This window comes from Brooklawnia cerclae (genome assembly GCF_011758645.1).
GTDB classification, from domain to species: domain Bacteria; phylum Actinomycetota; class Actinomycetes; order Propionibacteriales; family Propionibacteriaceae; genus Brooklawnia; species Brooklawnia cerclae.
In genome coordinates this window covers 1135774-1150310 of sequence record NZ_JAAMOZ010000001.1, presented here as the reverse complement: position 1 = coordinate 1150310, position 14537 = coordinate 1135774, and the positions used below count along the sequence as shown (strand labels likewise).

15 protein-coding genes are annotated in these 14537 nt (G+C 68.3%); 7 read left to right on the top strand and 8 right to left on the bottom strand.

The features are described 5' to 3' along the window. The first annotated feature begins 139 nt into the window (after window positions 1-139). The 3 genes from FB473_RS05545 (at window position 140) to FB473_RS05535 (ending at window position 5402) form a co-directional block, all read left to right on the top strand. A complete protein-coding gene (locus FB473_RS05545) occupies window positions 140-2830 on the top strand; it encodes an HAD-IC family P-type ATPase (protein ID WP_167165449.1) in 2691 nt (896 codons plus the stop codon). 76 nt (window positions 2831-2906) lie between these two features. Continuing rightward, window positions 2907-4277: a coiled-coil domain-containing protein gene (locus tag FB473_RS05540; protein WP_167165448.1), complete on the top strand. Its 1371-nt coding sequence runs from the start codon at window positions 2907-2909 to the stop codon at window positions 4275-4277. A gap of 123 nt (window positions 4278-4400) precedes the next feature. Beyond that, window positions 4401-5402, top strand: coding sequence for an IS481 family transposase (locus tag FB473_RS05535; protein ID WP_167165398.1), 1002 nt, complete (start codon window positions 4401-4403; stop codon window positions 5400-5402). 109 nt (window positions 5403-5511) lie between these two features. On the opposite strand, the gene nucS is transcribed toward FB473_RS05535, so the two are convergent. Beyond that, window positions 5512-6225 (bottom strand): endonuclease NucS, encoded by a 714-nt coding sequence (gene nucS, locus FB473_RS05530; protein ID WP_341770037.1) that lies wholly within the window; start codon window positions 6223-6225, stop codon window positions 5512-5514. Window positions 6226-6267: 42 nt separating this feature from the next. Between nucS and FB473_RS17600 the strand changes: the two genes are divergently transcribed. Together FB473_RS17600 and FB473_RS05525 are read left to right on the top strand one after the other, a co-directional pair. Continuing rightward, the gene (locus tag FB473_RS17600) at window positions 6268-6540 is read left to right on the top strand and encodes a hypothetical protein (RefSeq protein WP_341770036.1); all 273 of its coding nucleotides are present in this window, start codon (window positions 6268-6270) and stop codon (window positions 6538-6540) included. Then, window positions 6537-7355, top strand: a complete 819-nt coding sequence (locus tag FB473_RS05525; RefSeq protein WP_167165446.1) for an alpha/beta fold hydrolase — start codon at window positions 6537-6539, stop codon at window positions 7353-7355. The genes FB473_RS17600 and FB473_RS05525 overlap by 4 nt, the downstream gene beginning before the upstream one ends. A gap of 11 nt (window positions 7356-7366) precedes the next feature. Here FB473_RS05525 and FB473_RS05520 read toward each other — a convergent pair whose 3' ends face one another. After that, entirely contained in the window at window positions 7367-7684 is a 318-nt protein-coding gene (locus FB473_RS05520; RefSeq protein WP_167165445.1) for an antibiotic biosynthesis monooxygenase family protein, read from the bottom strand. A 190-nt stretch (window positions 7685-7874) separates the two neighbouring features. Between FB473_RS05520 and sigJ the strand changes: the two genes are divergently transcribed. Then, a complete protein-coding gene (gene sigJ, locus FB473_RS05515) occupies window positions 7875-8777 on the top strand; it encodes an RNA polymerase sigma factor SigJ (protein WP_167165444.1) in 903 nt (300 codons plus the stop codon). Here sigJ and FB473_RS05510 read toward each other — a convergent pair. Both FB473_RS05510 and FB473_RS05505 read right to left on the bottom strand, forming a co-directional pair. Then, window positions 8763-9551: a hypothetical protein gene (locus tag FB473_RS05510; RefSeq protein WP_167165443.1), complete on the bottom strand. Its 789-nt coding sequence runs from the start codon at window positions 9549-9551 to the stop codon at window positions 8763-8765. The genes sigJ and FB473_RS05510 overlap by 15 nt on opposite strands. 72 nt (window positions 9552-9623) lie before the next feature. Beyond that, window positions 9624-10397 (bottom strand): peptidylprolyl isomerase, encoded by a 774-nt coding sequence (locus FB473_RS05505; protein WP_243863481.1) that lies wholly within the window; start codon window positions 10395-10397, stop codon window positions 9624-9626. A 42-nt stretch (window positions 10398-10439) separates the two neighbouring features. Between FB473_RS05505 and FB473_RS05500 the strand changes: the two genes are divergently transcribed. Continuing rightward, on the top strand, window positions 10440-11084 hold the full coding sequence (locus tag FB473_RS05500; protein WP_167165442.1) for a cob(I)yrinic acid a,c-diamide adenosyltransferase: 645 nt from the start codon (window positions 10440-10442) through the stop codon (window positions 11082-11084). On the opposite strand, the gene lplAB is transcribed toward FB473_RS05500, so the two are convergent. Genes lplAB through atpD form a run of 4 tightly spaced genes read right to left on the bottom strand, consistent with a single transcriptional unit; the run spans window position 11053 to window position 14533 of the window. Further along, window positions 11053-12102, bottom strand: a complete 1050-nt coding sequence (gene lplAB, locus FB473_RS05495; RefSeq protein ID WP_167165441.1) for a lipoate-protein ligase LplAB — start codon at window positions 12100-12102, stop codon at window positions 11053-11055. The genes FB473_RS05500 and lplAB overlap by 32 nt on opposite strands. A gap of 26 nt (window positions 12103-12128) precedes the next feature. Further along, window positions 12129-12581: a DUF2550 domain-containing protein gene (locus FB473_RS05490; protein ID WP_167165440.1), complete on the bottom strand. Its 453-nt coding sequence runs from the start codon at window positions 12579-12581 to the stop codon at window positions 12129-12131. A 60-nt stretch (window positions 12582-12641) separates the two neighbouring features. After that, window positions 12642-13076: a F0F1 ATP synthase subunit epsilon gene (locus FB473_RS05485; protein WP_167165439.1), complete on the bottom strand. Its 435-nt coding sequence runs from the start codon at window positions 13074-13076 to the stop codon at window positions 12642-12644. Then, complete coding sequence (atpD, locus tag FB473_RS05480) at window positions 13076-14533, bottom strand: F0F1 ATP synthase subunit beta (RefSeq protein ID WP_167165438.1); 1458 nt, start codon at window positions 14531-14533, stop codon at window positions 13076-13078. The genes FB473_RS05485 and atpD overlap by 1 nt, the downstream gene beginning before the upstream one ends. Window positions 14534-14537 lie beyond the last annotated feature (4 nt).

The following is a 14537-nucleotide window of genomic DNA, read 5'->3' as shown; positions in this document are numbered from 1 at the left end:
CGCCGAGCAGGCACCTACGGTAGGTCGGTCCACTTCGCGACGCAGGACGGGGTGCCCGGACGGGTGCCCCGTCCTGCGTCCGTGGGATCACCCGCCCGGTGAGCACACGAACCGGCTCGCGGAGGTCCACACTGAGGGTGTGGCCACATCGTCGTGTCCTGACCGGGGCGAATCCGCTGGTCCGCCGCATGCCGGATCGCAGTTCTGGGCGGGTACCCGCACCGAGTTGCTCGAAACGCTCGGCACCGATCCCGTCCGCGGACTGGGATCGGACGAGGCCCAGCGCAGGTTGGACGAGACCCACCACGCCGAGGGGACGCGGCAAGGGTCGAACACGGCGCTGAACGTGCTGCTCCGGCAGTTCACCTCCCCCATCATCCTGATCCTCCTCGTCGCCGCGGTGATCTCGTTCCTGGTGGACGATGCGCCCGACGGGGTGATCGTGATCGTCATCGTCGTCGCGAGTGGGCTCCTCGGTTTCTGGCAGGAGTACCGGGCGGGCACCGCGGTGCGGGCGTTGCTCGAACGGGTGAGAGTCACCACGACGGTCCTACGCGACGGCGTACGCACCGATCTGGCCTTGTCCCTGGTGGTCCCCGGAGACCTGGTCGAGTTGACCGCGGGATCCATCGTCCCGGCCGACGGCCGCATCCTCGATTCCGACAGTCTGCTCGTCGATGAGTCCGCCCTCACCGGCGAGTCCTTCCCGATCGAGAAGCGTCCGAGCGACACCGTGGCGGCCGGTGCCGCCCTGGCCGAGCGCACCAACTGCGTCTTCCAGGCGAGCCATGTCGTGAGTGGCACCGCGCACATCGCGGTCGTGGCGACCGGCCGGGGCACGGAGTTCGGCCGCGTCTCGCAAGACCTGGCCCGCCGGGCCGCCCCCACGGAATTCGAACGGGGAATGGGCGATTTCGGCGACCTGTTGCTGCGGATCATGCTCGTGCTGACCGCGTTCATCTTCGTGGTCAACTGGACGCTCGGGCGGCCCGTCATCGAGGCGCTCATGTTCGCACTCGCGCTCGCCATCGGCCTGACCCCACAGATGCTGCCGGCGATCACCGCGGTGAGCCTGTCCACCGGGGCACGAAAGATGGCCGCCCGCAAAGTCATCGTGAAACGCCTGGAGGCGATCGAGGATCTCGGCTCGGTGTCGATCCTCTGCACGGACAAGACCGGCACGATCACCCGGGGTGTGGCCGGGCTCGACCGCGCCGAACCGCTCCGACTCCGCGAGGCGGATGACGGCAGCGACGACGCCCCCGGACTCGACGAGGACGTCCTGCGGCTCGCGCTGGCCAACGCGGGCCTACAGAGCGGGTTCCGCAATCCCCTCGACGAGGCGATCCTGGAGCGCGGGCAGGCGCCCGCCACGGCCCGCGCCGTCGAGGAACTGCCCTACGACTTCACCCGCAAACGTCTCAGCGTCGCCGTCGCCGGGCTGGAGCCCGCAGTACCGCTGGAACTGGTCTGCAAGGGTGCGTTCGACTCCGTGCTCGGTTGTTGTGCCTCGGCACGCGTGGACGGTCTGTCGCTGCCGATCGACGATGTGAAGGACATCGTCGAGAGCCGCTTCGAAAAGCTCAGCGCGAACGGTTTTCGGGTGCTGGCGATCGCGACCCGCACGATCCGGCTCGCGCCGGGTCAGGCATTGACACCGGCGGACGAGTCGGATCTCGAACTGAGGGGCCTGCTGTGTTTCCACGACCCCGTCAAACCGGACGTGCCCGCACAGATCGACCGGCTCGCCCGGCTCGGGGTGGACGTCAAGGTCGTCACCGGCGACAACCGGTTCGCGGCCGCCAAGGTGACGCGCGATCTGGGGCTCGACGCGTCCCGTGTGATGACCGGGCGTCAGATCGACGCCGCCGGCGATGACGCCTTGGAGGACGCGGTGGGCGCCGTCTCGGTGTTCGCCGAGGTCGAACCGGCGCAGAAGGCGCGCATCGTCCGGGCGCTGCGGCACGTGCAGGAGGCCGAGCACCGTCGGCGGGCGGAGGCCTCGCGACCCGACCGGGGGCGAGGCGGACGGGTGCGCGTCCCGCCACGATGCAGCGTCGCCTTCCTGGGGGACGGCATCAACGACGCCCCGGCGCTGCATGCCGCCGACGTCGGGATCTCCGTCGACACCGCGCACGAGGTGGCACGGGACGCCGCGGCGGTCGTCCTGCTGGACAAGAGCCTCGGCGTGGTCATCGACGGGATCCGCCTGGGCCGTGAGACGTTCGCGAACACCCTGAAATACGTGCGCGTGACGACCAGCGCGAACTTCGGCAACATGGCCTCGATGGCGGTCGCGAGCCTCTTCCTGCCCTTCCTGCCGCTCCTGCCGCGCCAGGTGCTGGTGCTGAACTTCCTCACGGATCTTCCCTCGATGGCCATCGCGTCCGACCGCGTGGACGACGAACTCGTGCGACGGCCCGGGAGGTGGCGTATCAGTTCGATCCGCGGGTTCATGATCGTGTTCGGGCTGCTGTCCGCGCTGTTCGACGTCGTCACGTTCCTGGTGCTCGTGCTCGGCTTCCACACCGGCGCGACGGCGTTCCGCAGTGCCTGGTTCGTCGAGTCGACGCTCACCGAACTCGCTGTGCTCTTCTCCATGCGCACGGCCCTGCCGATGTTCCGGTCGAGGCCGGCCGCTCCGCTCGCGCTCATCGGCCTGGCCGTGGCCGCGGTCGTGTTCGTCCTTCCTTACTCCCCGCTCGCGCCGGTCCTCGGGTTGGAGGCCGTCGCCGGGCCCGTCCTCGCCACGCTGGCCGCGATCACCGTGGCCTACGTCGCCGCGAACGAGCTTCTCAAACGGCGCGTCATCACAGACTGGGCCGAATAACCCGGGGAGCCTGCCGGAGCCGACAGGTTCGTGCGGCAGACTGGGAAGCGCACGAGATGAGACGAGGGAGCATGCGATGACCCAGACCAACCCGGAAGAGGAGTTCACGGAGGAGACCGGCCTCAATCTGTTCGACGACCGGGCGAGCGCCGCCGGGAGCTTTCCGCACGCCATGCTCGGCTACGATCGGGCCACGGTCGACAGCTACGTTCGCGACATCGAGCAGCAGGTCTCGACCCTGCGCCAACTCGCCCGGCACCTGCGGCGTGAGATGGCGACGATCCAGCAGACGAGCGGCACCACCGACTACACCCGGCTGGGCGCGCATGCGGCCGCCATGCTGCGGGCCGCCGAGGCACAGGCGCAGGACCTCGTGAGCAAGTCCGGTGTCGAGGCCGAACGCATCAAGGAGGAGGGGCGGCGGGTCGCCGCCGACCTGCGCGCCAGCGCCCAGACCGAGGCGGACGACATCCGCGTCGCCACGCTGGCCAGCCTGCGGACGATGCGTGAGCAGCTCGATCGCGAGTGCGAAGAAGCCCGGGAGGCGACCAAGCGGGACGCCCAGGCCACCCTCGACGCCGCCCGGGCCCAGGCGCAGGCTCTGCTCGAGGAGACCAAGCACAACAGTGCCGTCAGCTCCGCCCAGGCGCAGGCGGCCGCCCGTCAGCTGACGGACCAGTCGGCGGGCGAGGCCGAGCAGACCAGGGTGAAGGCGCGTGCCGAGGCCGAGCAACTGCTGAGCGAGGCGCGCACCCAGGCCGAGCAGATTCGCCAGCAGGCGCAGGAGGAGGCACAGAAGCTGCTGGACGCGGCCAAGGCCGAGTCGCAGCGGTTCTCCAGCGAGGTCGAGAACCTCATGGCCAACTCCCGGCAGCAGGCGGACGAGGCCGCCAAGCGCGTCGCCGAGGCGACCGAGCAGGCCGCGCGCATCCGGTCGGAGTCGATGGCCGCCGCCGAGCAGGTGCGCGCCCAGGCCGCACGCGAGTCGGAAACCCAGATCGCCGCTGCCCACCGGCAGGCCGCGATGATGAAGGACCGGCTGGAGGAGCAGTTCGCCTGGCGCAAGGAGCAGATCGAGCGCGAGGTCAGCGCGCTGCTCCAGCGCAAGGATGCGATCGTCGCGCAGATGGGCAACCTCCGTCAGCTGGCCGAGACCGCCACCAAGGACTACCCCGATGCCGATCCGTTCACGGCCGAGGCGGACGATCAGGAGCCGGTCGAGCCCGAGTCGGATGCGCAATGGCTGGCGTCCGGCTCTGCCACGAAGGTCGCGCAGGCCAACGAGCCCACCACGGTTCTCGCCCCGCCGGACACCGATCGGACGGCGGTCATCGAACGCGTGGAACCCGAAGCCGAGGAGACCGCCGACGTCGAGCAGACGATGGTCATCGGGAAGCCGGACCCGGCGAGCTCCGCGCGCCCGGCGAGCCGTCGTCCCGAGGTCTGACCCGTCAGCACCGCGGGAAGCCTAGGTGTACTTCCTCGGAACGTTGTGAATGGCTGAGTTGAGGGGGAGGCCTCCGGCAGGATGTGGGTTACCACACTCGCATCGCTGAAACCGGAGGCCTCCGTGACCCACGCTAACGCACCACTGACCCCTGCTGGCCGTGTCCGGCTTGCCCGCTGCATTGTGGAGGACGGGTGGAGCCTGCGCCGTGCGGCGGAGCGGTTCCAGGTCGCTCCAGTGACCGCGAAGCGGTGGGCTGACCGGTACCGGGCTGGGTTGCCGTTGACCGACCGTAGCTCGCGTCCTCACCACAGCCCAGCCCGCCTGCCGACACGGACGGAACGTCGGATCATCGGGTTACGGTTCACCCATCGGTGGGGTCCCCACCGCATCGGCTATCACCTGGGGATACCTCGTTCCACTGTCGGGCGGGTCCTGGCCCGTTACCAGATGCCGCTGTTAGCCCATCTGGATCAGGCCACGGGTCTGCCGGTGCGTCGACCCCAGCCACGCCGCTACGAGAAGAACACCCCCGGAGAGTTGGTCCACGTCGACATCAAGAAACTCGGCCGGCTCCCCGACGGCGGAGGCTGGCGGGTCCACGGACGCGATTCCGACCAGGCCAGGGCCGTGGCGGTATCCCGAGTACGCGCTGCTCGAACGAAAGCAACCCCCTCACGCGGCTACCGATACCTCCACCACGCTGTCGATGACCACTCTCGGATCGCGTACTCAGAAATCCTTGATGACGAGCGTAAAGAAACCGCTGCCGGGTTCTGGATCCGCGCGAACGCGTTCTTCACCAGCCTCGGAATCCGGGTGAGCGCAGTGATGACCGACAACGGTGCCTGCTACCGCTCTCACGCCTTCGCTGAAGCCCTCAGCCAAGACATCAAACACAAGCGAACCCGCCCATACCGGCCACAGACCAACGGCAAGGTCGAACGGTTCAACCGCACCCTGGCAGCCGAGTGGGCCTACGCCATGCCCTACACCAGCGAGACCGAACGCGAACAGGCCTACACCGACTGGCTCCACTACTACAATCACCACCGACCCCACACCGGGATCGGCGGCCAGACCCCCTCAACCCGCGTTCACAACCTCACAGGGAAGTACAGCTAGGGAATCACTGATCAATGCGGGCAACGCTGGCTGAGCCTGTCGAAGCCCGTTTCCGGACGGCAGTTCCACGACCCTTCGACAGGCTCAGGGATCGTTGATCAGCGTTTCCCTAGAAGAGCCGGTCGTCGGCGTTGTCGATGCCGCGCAGGGCGTCGTAGTCGACCACGACGCAGGCGATCCCGCGGTCGGTGGCCAGCGTCCTCGCCTGGGGTTTGATCTGCTGGGCCGCGAACACGCCACGCACCGATCCGAGCAGCGGGTCGCGGTTCATCAGGTCGAGATAGCGGGTGAGTTGCTCCACCCCGTCGATCTCGCCGCGCCGCTTGACCTCGATCGCCACGTAGGCGCCGGTGTCGTCCCGGCACAGCAGGTCGACAGGGCCGATCGCTGTCATGTACTCGCGTTGCACCAGAGTCCAACCGTCACCGAACGTAGCGGGGTTGTCGGCGAGCAGCGCCTGCAGGTGTGCCTCCACACCGTCCTTCTGCAACCCGGGATCGACGCCCAGGTCGAAGGTCTGGTCGAGTTCCACCCGTCCGACGCTGATCTGCAGGGTGTCGCCGTTGCGTCCTCGCACCGCCCACACCTCGGTGACACGCTCGTCGACATCCGACGTCGTGGCGTCCAGGTCTGCCTCCGAGGCCGCGAGGACGGTGAGCGTGCAGGGTGCGCTCATCCAGTTGAGCGGCTTGTAGGCACGGTCGTCGGCATGCACGGACACCGACCCGTCGGCCTTCACCATGATGAGCCGCCGGGCCATCGGCAGATGCGCCGTCAGTCTTCCGCCGTAATCCACCTGGCATTCCGCGATCACCACACGCACGCGCCCCAACCTACCCGACGAGCCGCGGGCTAGGCTTGTGGCGTGGCCCGTCGTCCCAGCAAGCACCTGCGGCCTGCCCGTCCGCTGCGCATCGCCGACCAGTCGTCCGCCCACAAGGCCGACGGCCTGTGGGTCGTGCGCCACGTCCGGCCGGAGAACGCGGTGAAGTCGTACACCTGCCCCGGATGCCTGCGGACGATCCCGCCCGGCGTCGCCCATGTGGTCGCCTGGCCCCACACCCCGCCCATCGGGTCGACCTCGGGGGTGGAGTTCCGCCGCCACTTCCACACGGCCTGCTGGAACGCCAGGCCATGACGACACCCCACGAGCCCCTGGGCCCAGCGCCCGTCCTCAACACCCTGACCATCGGAACCGGACCGGCCCGGCTGGTGTTCGTCCACGGCCTGTTCGGCCAGGGACGCAACTTCGGCACGATCGCCAAGACGCTCGCAGACCAGGCGACCAGCCTGCTCGTCGACCTACCCAACCACGGCCGCTCGCCCTGGACGCAGGAGTTCGACTACGGCCTTTTCGCCGGCATGCTGGCCGCCGACCTCGAGGCACGCGGTGCCCGCGAGCAGCCGGTCGTCCTCCTCGGGCATTCCATGGGCGGCAAGGTCGTGATGCGCCTGGCGCTCGATCGCCCCGACCTGATCCGCAAGCTCGTGGTCGTCGACATCGCACCGGCGAACACCGGGAACCCCGAGGAGTTCCAGCACTACGCCGATGCGATGGCAGCGCTCGACCTGGCGTCCCTCACCTCGCGGGCCGACGCCGATGCCGCGATGCGTCCCGCGGTGCCGAACGACATCACACGGTCGTTCCTGCTCCAGAGTCTCCACCGCGGCGAGAACGGGCAGGGCTGGCACTGGCTGCCGAACCTCGACCTGCTGCGACGATCGATGCCACTCATGTCGGGCTGGCCCGACCTGCCGGGCGCCCACTGGGACGGCCCGGTGCTGTGGCTCGTCGGCGAGCTTTCCTCACTGCTCCCCCACCGCCACGAACAGGCCATGCGCGGCTATTTCCCGAACACGCGCCTCCAGGTGATCCCTGGCGCCGGGCACTGGGTGCACGCCGATCAGCCCCGGGCGTTCGCGGACGCCCTCGCGGCTTTCATCGACGAGTGAGCGCCTGAGGATCAGCGGTACCGGCCGACCACCGTGTAGAGGCCTGGCGTCGCCTCGGCGATCTGGGCAGTGCGTTTCGCGAACGCTGCGGACTCGGGATCGGTCTGCACGTTGCGCACGTCCTCCGGGTGCTCCCAGGTGGCAAGGTTGATGACGTGCCGGCCGTCCCGGGCGGCGTACAACGTGACGGAGATGAAGCCGGGCATACGGCTGATGACCCGTTCGGTGCCCTCCTTGAGGATGTCGATCACCTGCTGCTGGGTCTCGGGGGCGGTCTCGATGATGTTGACGAACGTCGCGCCGACCTCGGGTGTACTACTACTACTCATTGCGCATGGTCCTTCCTGTTCGGTTCCGGACGCCGATCGCGCCCGTAATGTTGACGACGCACGGGGCGGGAACGTCAGACAGCCAGGTCGACCACAGCCCCACCTGACGTTTCGCCGGGCTGCCTCGTCATTTCGATGGGTACGCAACACGCCCGCGGTCCACTCGCCGGAAGAAGGGGTCGAAGCCGCGATGGAAAGCCTGGGGGATGCCGAGAAGGACGAATGGGTACGGCTACGGTCGGCCGCGTACCGCCTGCTCGCAACACTGAGTGATGCCGAGGACGCCGTCCAGGAGACGTTCGCGCGGTGGGCGAGGCTCACCGAGGGGCAGCGCGCCGAGATCGTCGCGCCGCAGGCGTGGCGCAGGCGCGTCCTGGGGCGAGTATGCATCGACCAGTTGCGCTCGGCCCGGGCACGCCGCGAGACCTACGTCGGGCAATGGCTGCCCGAGCCCGTTCCGGACGTCGTGTTCGCTCCCCGGACAGGCCGGAGCCCGGCCGAGAGCGCCGAGACGGCTGAGGCGGTGTCGATGGCGCTGATGATCGTGCTCGAGCGGATGACTCCGGCCGAGAGGGTCAGCCTGCTCCTCCATGATGTGTTCGGCTACTCGTTCGCCGAGATCGCCGAGATTCTCGATCGAACACAGGCGGCCTGTCGTCAGCTGGCGTCGTCGGCGCGGGGCAGGATCGATCGCGAACGCTCCCAGGCGGTCTCCGTGGCTGAGCATCGCCGCGTCAACGAGGCATTCCGCGCAGCATGGGCGAGCGGCGACATCGCGGCGCTGGTCGCTGTGCTCGACCCGGACGTCGTCATGGTCACCGACGGCGGAGGTCGCGTCCACGCCGCTCTCGACCCCCTGGCCGGCCCCGACGACGCCGCCGCGTTCCTCCGCGATGTCCTCGTCCACGAGGCTCGGCTGCGGACGGCCCCCGTCTCCGTCAACGGGGAACCCGGAATCCTGGCCATCGCCGACGGAAACGTGCTCGCCGTCATCGCCACGAAGATCACCGACGGACGCATCGCGCGACTCTGGGTCGTCCGAAATCCCCACAAACTCGGTGCATGGGGTCCCGACGCGTCAGCGAGACCCTAGCCATTCCCGGATCGCGGCGGCCAGCGGCGCCGGGTCGACGAAGAAATCGAGCTCATCCCAAGGCTGGATGACCGTCTCGACGTTGGGCAAGCTCGCGGTCAAGTAGGCCTGCCGTGCGGTCGGCGGCCGGCCCACGTTGTCATGGGACAGCCAGATGGTCGCCGCGCCGGGCGGGGCGTCGCGGAGGTCGGCGAGCCAGTCGAAGCCGGGCTCGGGCTGCATGGGCGGCCAACGCTGCTCGTCATAGGGCTGCCGGGGCTTCTCGACAGCCCGAAGGGCTGCCTCCAGCTTTGCGTGTGCCTCGGGACGACGGCTCATGCCGCGGACGAGCACCCCGTAGGCCGTCTCAGGTAGAAACCCCCGCTTGATCAGGGGGTCGGTCCAGATGGCAAGAGCCTCGGGGTCCGGCTCGATCGGGGCTCCATTAGCCAACTGCTCGAGCCGCGCGAGCAGTTGGCTATCGGTCCGATCGGCCTCGCTGAAACCGCCGTCGGCGGTGGACGTCGCGACCGGGTCGATCAGCAGGACACGGGTGACGATACCGTCGGCCAGCAGCCGCGACCCTGTGTTGCAGCCCGCCGCACGGGCGACAACGACTCGCGGTGGAACGCCCTCAGCACGGATCCCGGCCAGGGCGTCGTAGGCCTGCGGAAGCGCCCGCATCGAACTGATGGTGGCTGCCGGCCACGTGCGAGCATCCGGCAGCGCGCTCTCCAACAGCCCGAGCCCGTGCACACCGAACTGGGGATCGATCAGCATCAACGCATCGGCCATGGTGACTCCTCGGATCTGCGCTTCGGTCTGCAGTCGAACCCGTCCCCGGATCGGGCCAGGTATCGGCTTCCCCTACCCGACGCTCACGCGCTCGATGACCGCCGGTGCGATCGGCTTCGGTGATTCGTCCCGCGAGACGCCCCGGGACGCGATGGTCTGCACCACCGCCAGGGAGGGCTCGTCGATCGTCCCGAAGACCGTATAGGTGGGTGGCAGCGGGCTGTCGGCCCACACGATGAAGAACTGCGACCCATTGGTGTTCGCCTGCTCGGCGTTGGCCATGGCCACCGTCCCCGCCGGATAGGTCTCGGAGCCGGTCAGCTCGTCGGCATAGACGTATCCCGGCCCGCCGGTGCCTGTGCCGGTGGGATCACCGCACTGGAGGATGAAGATGGTCTGGTCGATGAGCCGGTGGCACGCCGTGTCGTCGTAGAACCCCTGCTTGGCCAGCGCCGCGAACGAGTTCACGGTGCACGGGGTCTTCGCGCGGTCCATGGTGACGGCGACGTCCCCGGCGCTCAGAGCGAGCGTGTAGACGACGGTGCCTGTCGCCGGCACATCCTTCGACGGCGGCGGATCCACCGGCCTCGCCGGATTGCCGTTCGCCTCGTAGACGCACAGCGCGGTGCCCTCGGCAGCTGTGGCGGACGACGTCACCGCGCTCGTCGTGACCGCGGTGGAGGGTGCGTCGAGTGCCGTGGCCGCTGCGGAGGACGCCGATGACGACTGTCCGCTCTCGCCGCTTCCGCCCGGCGGCGCGGCGCATCCGGTCGCCAGCAGCCCGCATCCGATCACCATCACGATCGCCGTGGCCACCGGCCGCGGCGCCCTCCAGCGTCCTGCCATCCGATCGTCCTTCCCGTCCGCCGACAGCGCTAGGCTGCCCCCATGCCCGTGCACCTCACACGCATCTATACCCGAACCGGCGACCAGGGCCAGACCAGACTCTCCGACAACTCCGTCGCGAACAAGACCGACCCGCGCGTATGCGCCTACGGCGACGTCGACGAACTGAACTCGGCCATCGGCCTGCTGCTCGCGACGCACCCGCTGAGCGACGAGATCCGCGCCGCGCTGTCGCTGGTCCAGAACGAGTTGTTCGACGTCGGCGCCGATCTGTCGAATCCCGTGGTCGCCGACCCGCCGATGGAGCCGTTGCGCATCACCGCCGGGAGCATCGAGCGACTCGAGCACTGGTGTGACCAGTTCTTGGAGGGGCTGCCCGATCTCAGGTCGTTCATCCTCCCGGGCGGCTCCCCCGCCGCGGCCCAACTCAACGTCTGCCGGACGATCGCCAGGCGCGCCGAGCGATCTGCCTGGATGGCGGCCGACACCTACGGTCTGACCGTCGACGGCGAGCCCGAAGGCGGAATGAATCCCCTGGCCATCCGCTATCTCAACCGCCTGAGCGACCTGCTGTTCATCCTCGGGCGCCGCGCCAACCATGAGGCGGGCACCTCCGAGGTGCTCTGGCTTCCCGGGGGCGAGCGGAATCCGTCGATCAGGGGACGCGATACGTCCACTCCGGAGTAGCGAACTTCGTGCGCACCAATTCCTCGGCACGAGCCAACTCGTCGTCGGTGTAGTCGGAGTCGACGCAGGCATAGCGTCCCCTGAAGTAGTCGAGGAAGCTCGCCATGATCGCCTCGCGGGTCATCCCCGTCTGCGACCGCATCGGGTCGACCCGCTTGTTGGCGCTCTTCGTCCCCTTGTCCGACAGCTTCTCACGGCCGATCCGCAGCACTTCCAGCATCTTGTCTGCATCGATGTCGTAGGCGCTGGTCACGTGATGCAGCACCGTGCCGTCGGTGAACCGCCGCTGGGCCGCACCACCGATCTTGCCCTTGTCGGAGGCGATGTCGTTGAGCGGCAGGTACTTCGCGTCCACGCCGACCCTGGCCAGCGCCCCGAGCACCCAGTCGTCGAGGAACACGTACGACTGCTCGAAGCTCAACCCCTCGACGAGGGCCCCCGGCACCACCAGCGAATAGGTGATGCAGTTGCCCGGCTCCATGAACATGGCTCCGCCGCCCGAGATCCGCCGCACCACCTGAATGCCGTGCCTGTCGGCACCGGCCTGGTCTATCTCGTTGCGATACGACTGGAACGATCCGATGACGACCAGCGGGGAATCCCAGTCCCACAGCCGGAACGTGGGGTGGCGCCGCCCCGCCCCCACCTCTTCCGAGATCACCTGATCGAGAGCCACATGCATGGCCGGCGGCAGCGTCCGGGGCCCGATCACGTCGAAGGTGAGATCCTCCCAGCGAAGGGCGTGGCCCAGCGCGCGGCGCACGGCGATGCCGACCGCCTCGGGGCTGAAACCGATCATCGCGACACCGTCGTCGAGCGCGTTGTTGATGGCACTCGCCAGTTCACGCACGGACGAACCGACGGGCATCCCGTTGAGCGACGCGTCGATGTCCTCGAGCGCCCGGTCGGGTTCGAGGAAGAAATCCCCCGAGATGTGGGCATTCGCGAGCCTGCCGTCGATCACGTCGACATCGACTGCGACCAGCTTGCCGCCACGCACCTTGTATTCGCCGCGCACTGTGCAACTCTCCTGTTCCCGGGGGCTCAACCGTCCAGGCGACGACGATAGCCCACTTGGCCGGGCGGCGCCGCCTCCAGCCAGCTGAGCAGGCCCGTCGCCGATCCCTCGTTCAGCGCCAACTCCCACTGCACATCAGGATCGGCCTTCGACTGGACGCGGACGACCCTTGCCGTGCCGTAGGTGAGCATCGCCTCGTCCCTGGTGGGCTCGCGCTGACCACGAAAAATGACCGCCGACCGCCGGAAGACAAGTGTGGGACGCGGGAGCGGGTGCCAGACACGAAACCACTGCAACGTGTCCTCGGCATACCGCGCCAATCCCGGGTGCCAGGACCCCCCGACCTCACGCAGAGCACAGTCGAACAGCCCACCGGAGGCATTGAGCCACCACCGCCGCGCCAGCAGCGCGACGACGTAGAGCAGGGCCCCGACCACCGCCGTGGTGATCGCAACACCCAGCCAATCCTCCGGCGTCATGGGTAGACGCTACCGCAACGAGCGGCATGCGGCGCCGCGGTCCGCCATTCGTGAGGCGTATCAGGCCAAGACCCCACGCCCGTTGGTGAGCAGCTCGTACTTCTCGGCTGCTTTCACCTGGGCCTCAAGCCTGCGGTACTGACGCAACTCGCGATCATCGGCCTCGGCCGCGTCCACCTTGTCGTGCAGCCGCGCGAGCCCCACGCGGGCCTGTTCGAGCGAGATCTCCTGGGCGAGCTCGCCGAACGCCGACAGCACCGACACGTTGTTCTCGAACACCGAGATGAAACCGCTGTCGATCGCGATGACGTGCCGTACGCCGTCGGGGGTCACGATCTCGGCGCCGTGGGGCACCAGCGCGGCCATCACGGGCTCGTGATTCGCCAGGATGCCGATGTCGCCCTCGGTGGTGCGGACGAGCACGCTCACGGCGTCGCCCTTCCACACGAGGCCGTCGGTGGCGACCACCTTCACCGACAGCAACGGGGCTGCCATCAGGCGCCCTTCTTGATCTGTTCCCACTTCTTCATGACGTCGTCCATGCCACCGACGTTGAAGAACGCCTGCTCCGGGATGTCGTCGCATTCACCTTCGCAGATCTTCTTGAAGCTCGCGACGGTCTCGTCGACAGGAACCGTGGAGCCGGGCACCTGCGTGAACTTCTCGGCCACGTAGAAGTTCTGGCTGAGGAACTGCTGGATGCGCCGGGCGCGGTTGACGAGGATCTTGTCCTCCTCCGACAGCTCGTCGATGCCGAGGATGGCGATGATGTCCTGAAGCTCCTTGTTGCGCTGCAGGATCTGCTTCACGCGCGTCGCGACGTCGTAGTGGTCCTGCCCGATGTACTGCGCGTCCAGGATTCGGCTGGTGGAGGCCAGCGGATCGACGGCCGGGTAGATGCCGCGGGACGCGATCGCGCGCGACAGTTCGGTGGTGGCGTCGAGGTGGGCGAAAGTGGTCGCCGGTGCGGGATCGGTGTAGTCGTCGGCGGGCACGTAGATGGCCTGCATCGAGGTGATCGAATGGCCGCGCGTCGAGGTGATCCGCTCCTGCAGCTGCCCCATCTCGTCGGCCAGGTTGGGCTGGTAGCCCACGGCCGAGGGCATGCGTCCGAGCAGGGTCGAAACCTCCGAGCCCGCCTGCGTGAACCGGAAGATGTTGTCGATGAACAACAGCACGTCCTGGTTCTCGACGTCGCGGAAATGCTCGGCCATCGTCAGGGCCGACAGAGCGACACGCAGGCGGGTGCCCGGGGGCTCGTCCATCTGACCGAAGACGAGCGCGGTGTCCTTGAGGACGCCGGCCCCGTCCATCTCGTTGATCAGGTCGTTGCCCTCACGGGTGCGCTCCCCCACCCCGGCGAACACCGAGGTGCCGCCGAAGTTGTGGGCGATGCGGAAGATCATCTCCTGGATGAGCACCGTCTTGCCCACCCCGGCACCACCGAACAGGCCGATCTTGCCGCCCTGCACGTACGGGGTGAGCAGGTCGATGACCTTGATGCCGGTCTCCATCATCTGGGTCTCGGGCTGCAGTTCGTCGAACTTCGGCGGGTCGCGGTGGATCGGCCAGCGTTCGGAGACCTGCACGGTGGCGGGGTCGACGTTGAGCACCTCCCCCGTCACGTTCCACACGTGACCCTTGGTGATCTGCCCGACGGGCACGGTGATCGGGGAGCCGGTGTCCTGCACCGGGGAGCCCCGCCTGATGCCGTCGGTCGGCTTGAGCGCGATGCAGCGCACCTCGTTGTCGCCGATCTGCAACTGCACCTCCAGGGTGATCGGACGCCGCGCGTCCCCCACACCTGCGTCGACGAGCAGCGCACTGTAGATCTCCGGGATCCGGTCTGAGGGGAACTCGACGTCGACCACCGACCCGATGACGCGGGTGACTCGTCCGTCACCCGAGGTCGGTGCGGCAGCGGTACCGGTGCCCTCGGCAACTGTGGTCATGGGT

Excerpts from the sequence above, each read along its gene's own strand:
- FB473_RS05540 (WP_167165448.1), top strand. The coding sequence starts at position 2,907 with ATGACCCAGACCAACCCGGAAGAGGAGTTCACGGAGGAGACCGGCCTC.
- FB473_RS05525 (WP_167165446.1), top strand. The coding sequence starts at position 6,537 with ATGACGACACCCCACGAGCCCCTGGGCCCAGCGCCCGTCCTCAACACC.
- FB473_RS05520 (WP_167165445.1), bottom strand. The coding sequence starts at position 7,684 with ATGAGTAGTAGTAGTACACCCGAGGTCGGCGCGACGTTCGTCAACATC.
- sigJ (WP_167165444.1), top strand. The coding sequence starts at position 7,875 with ATGGAAAGCCTGGGGGATGCCGAGAAGGACGAATGGGTACGGCTACGG.
- FB473_RS05510 (WP_167165443.1), bottom strand. The coding sequence starts at position 9,551 with ATGGCCGATGCGTTGATGCTGATCGATCCCCAGTTCGGTGTGCACGGG.
- FB473_RS05505 (WP_243863481.1), bottom strand. The coding sequence starts at position 10,397 with ATGGCAGGACGCTGGAGGGCGCCGCGGCCGGTGGCCACGGCGATCGTG.
- FB473_RS05500 (WP_167165442.1), top strand. The coding sequence starts at position 10,440 with ATGCCCGTGCACCTCACACGCATCTATACCCGAACCGGCGACCAGGGC.
- FB473_RS05490 (WP_167165440.1), bottom strand. The coding sequence starts at position 12,581 with ATGACGCCGGAGGATTGGCTGGGTGTTGCGATCACCACGGCGGTGGTC.
- FB473_RS05485 (WP_167165439.1), bottom strand. The coding sequence starts at position 13,076 with ATGGCAGCCCCGTTGCTGTCGGTGAAGGTGGTCGCCACCGACGGCCTC.
- atpD (WP_167165438.1), bottom strand. The coding sequence starts at position 14,533 with ATGACCACAGTTGCCGAGGGCACCGGTACCGCTGCCGCACCGACCTCG.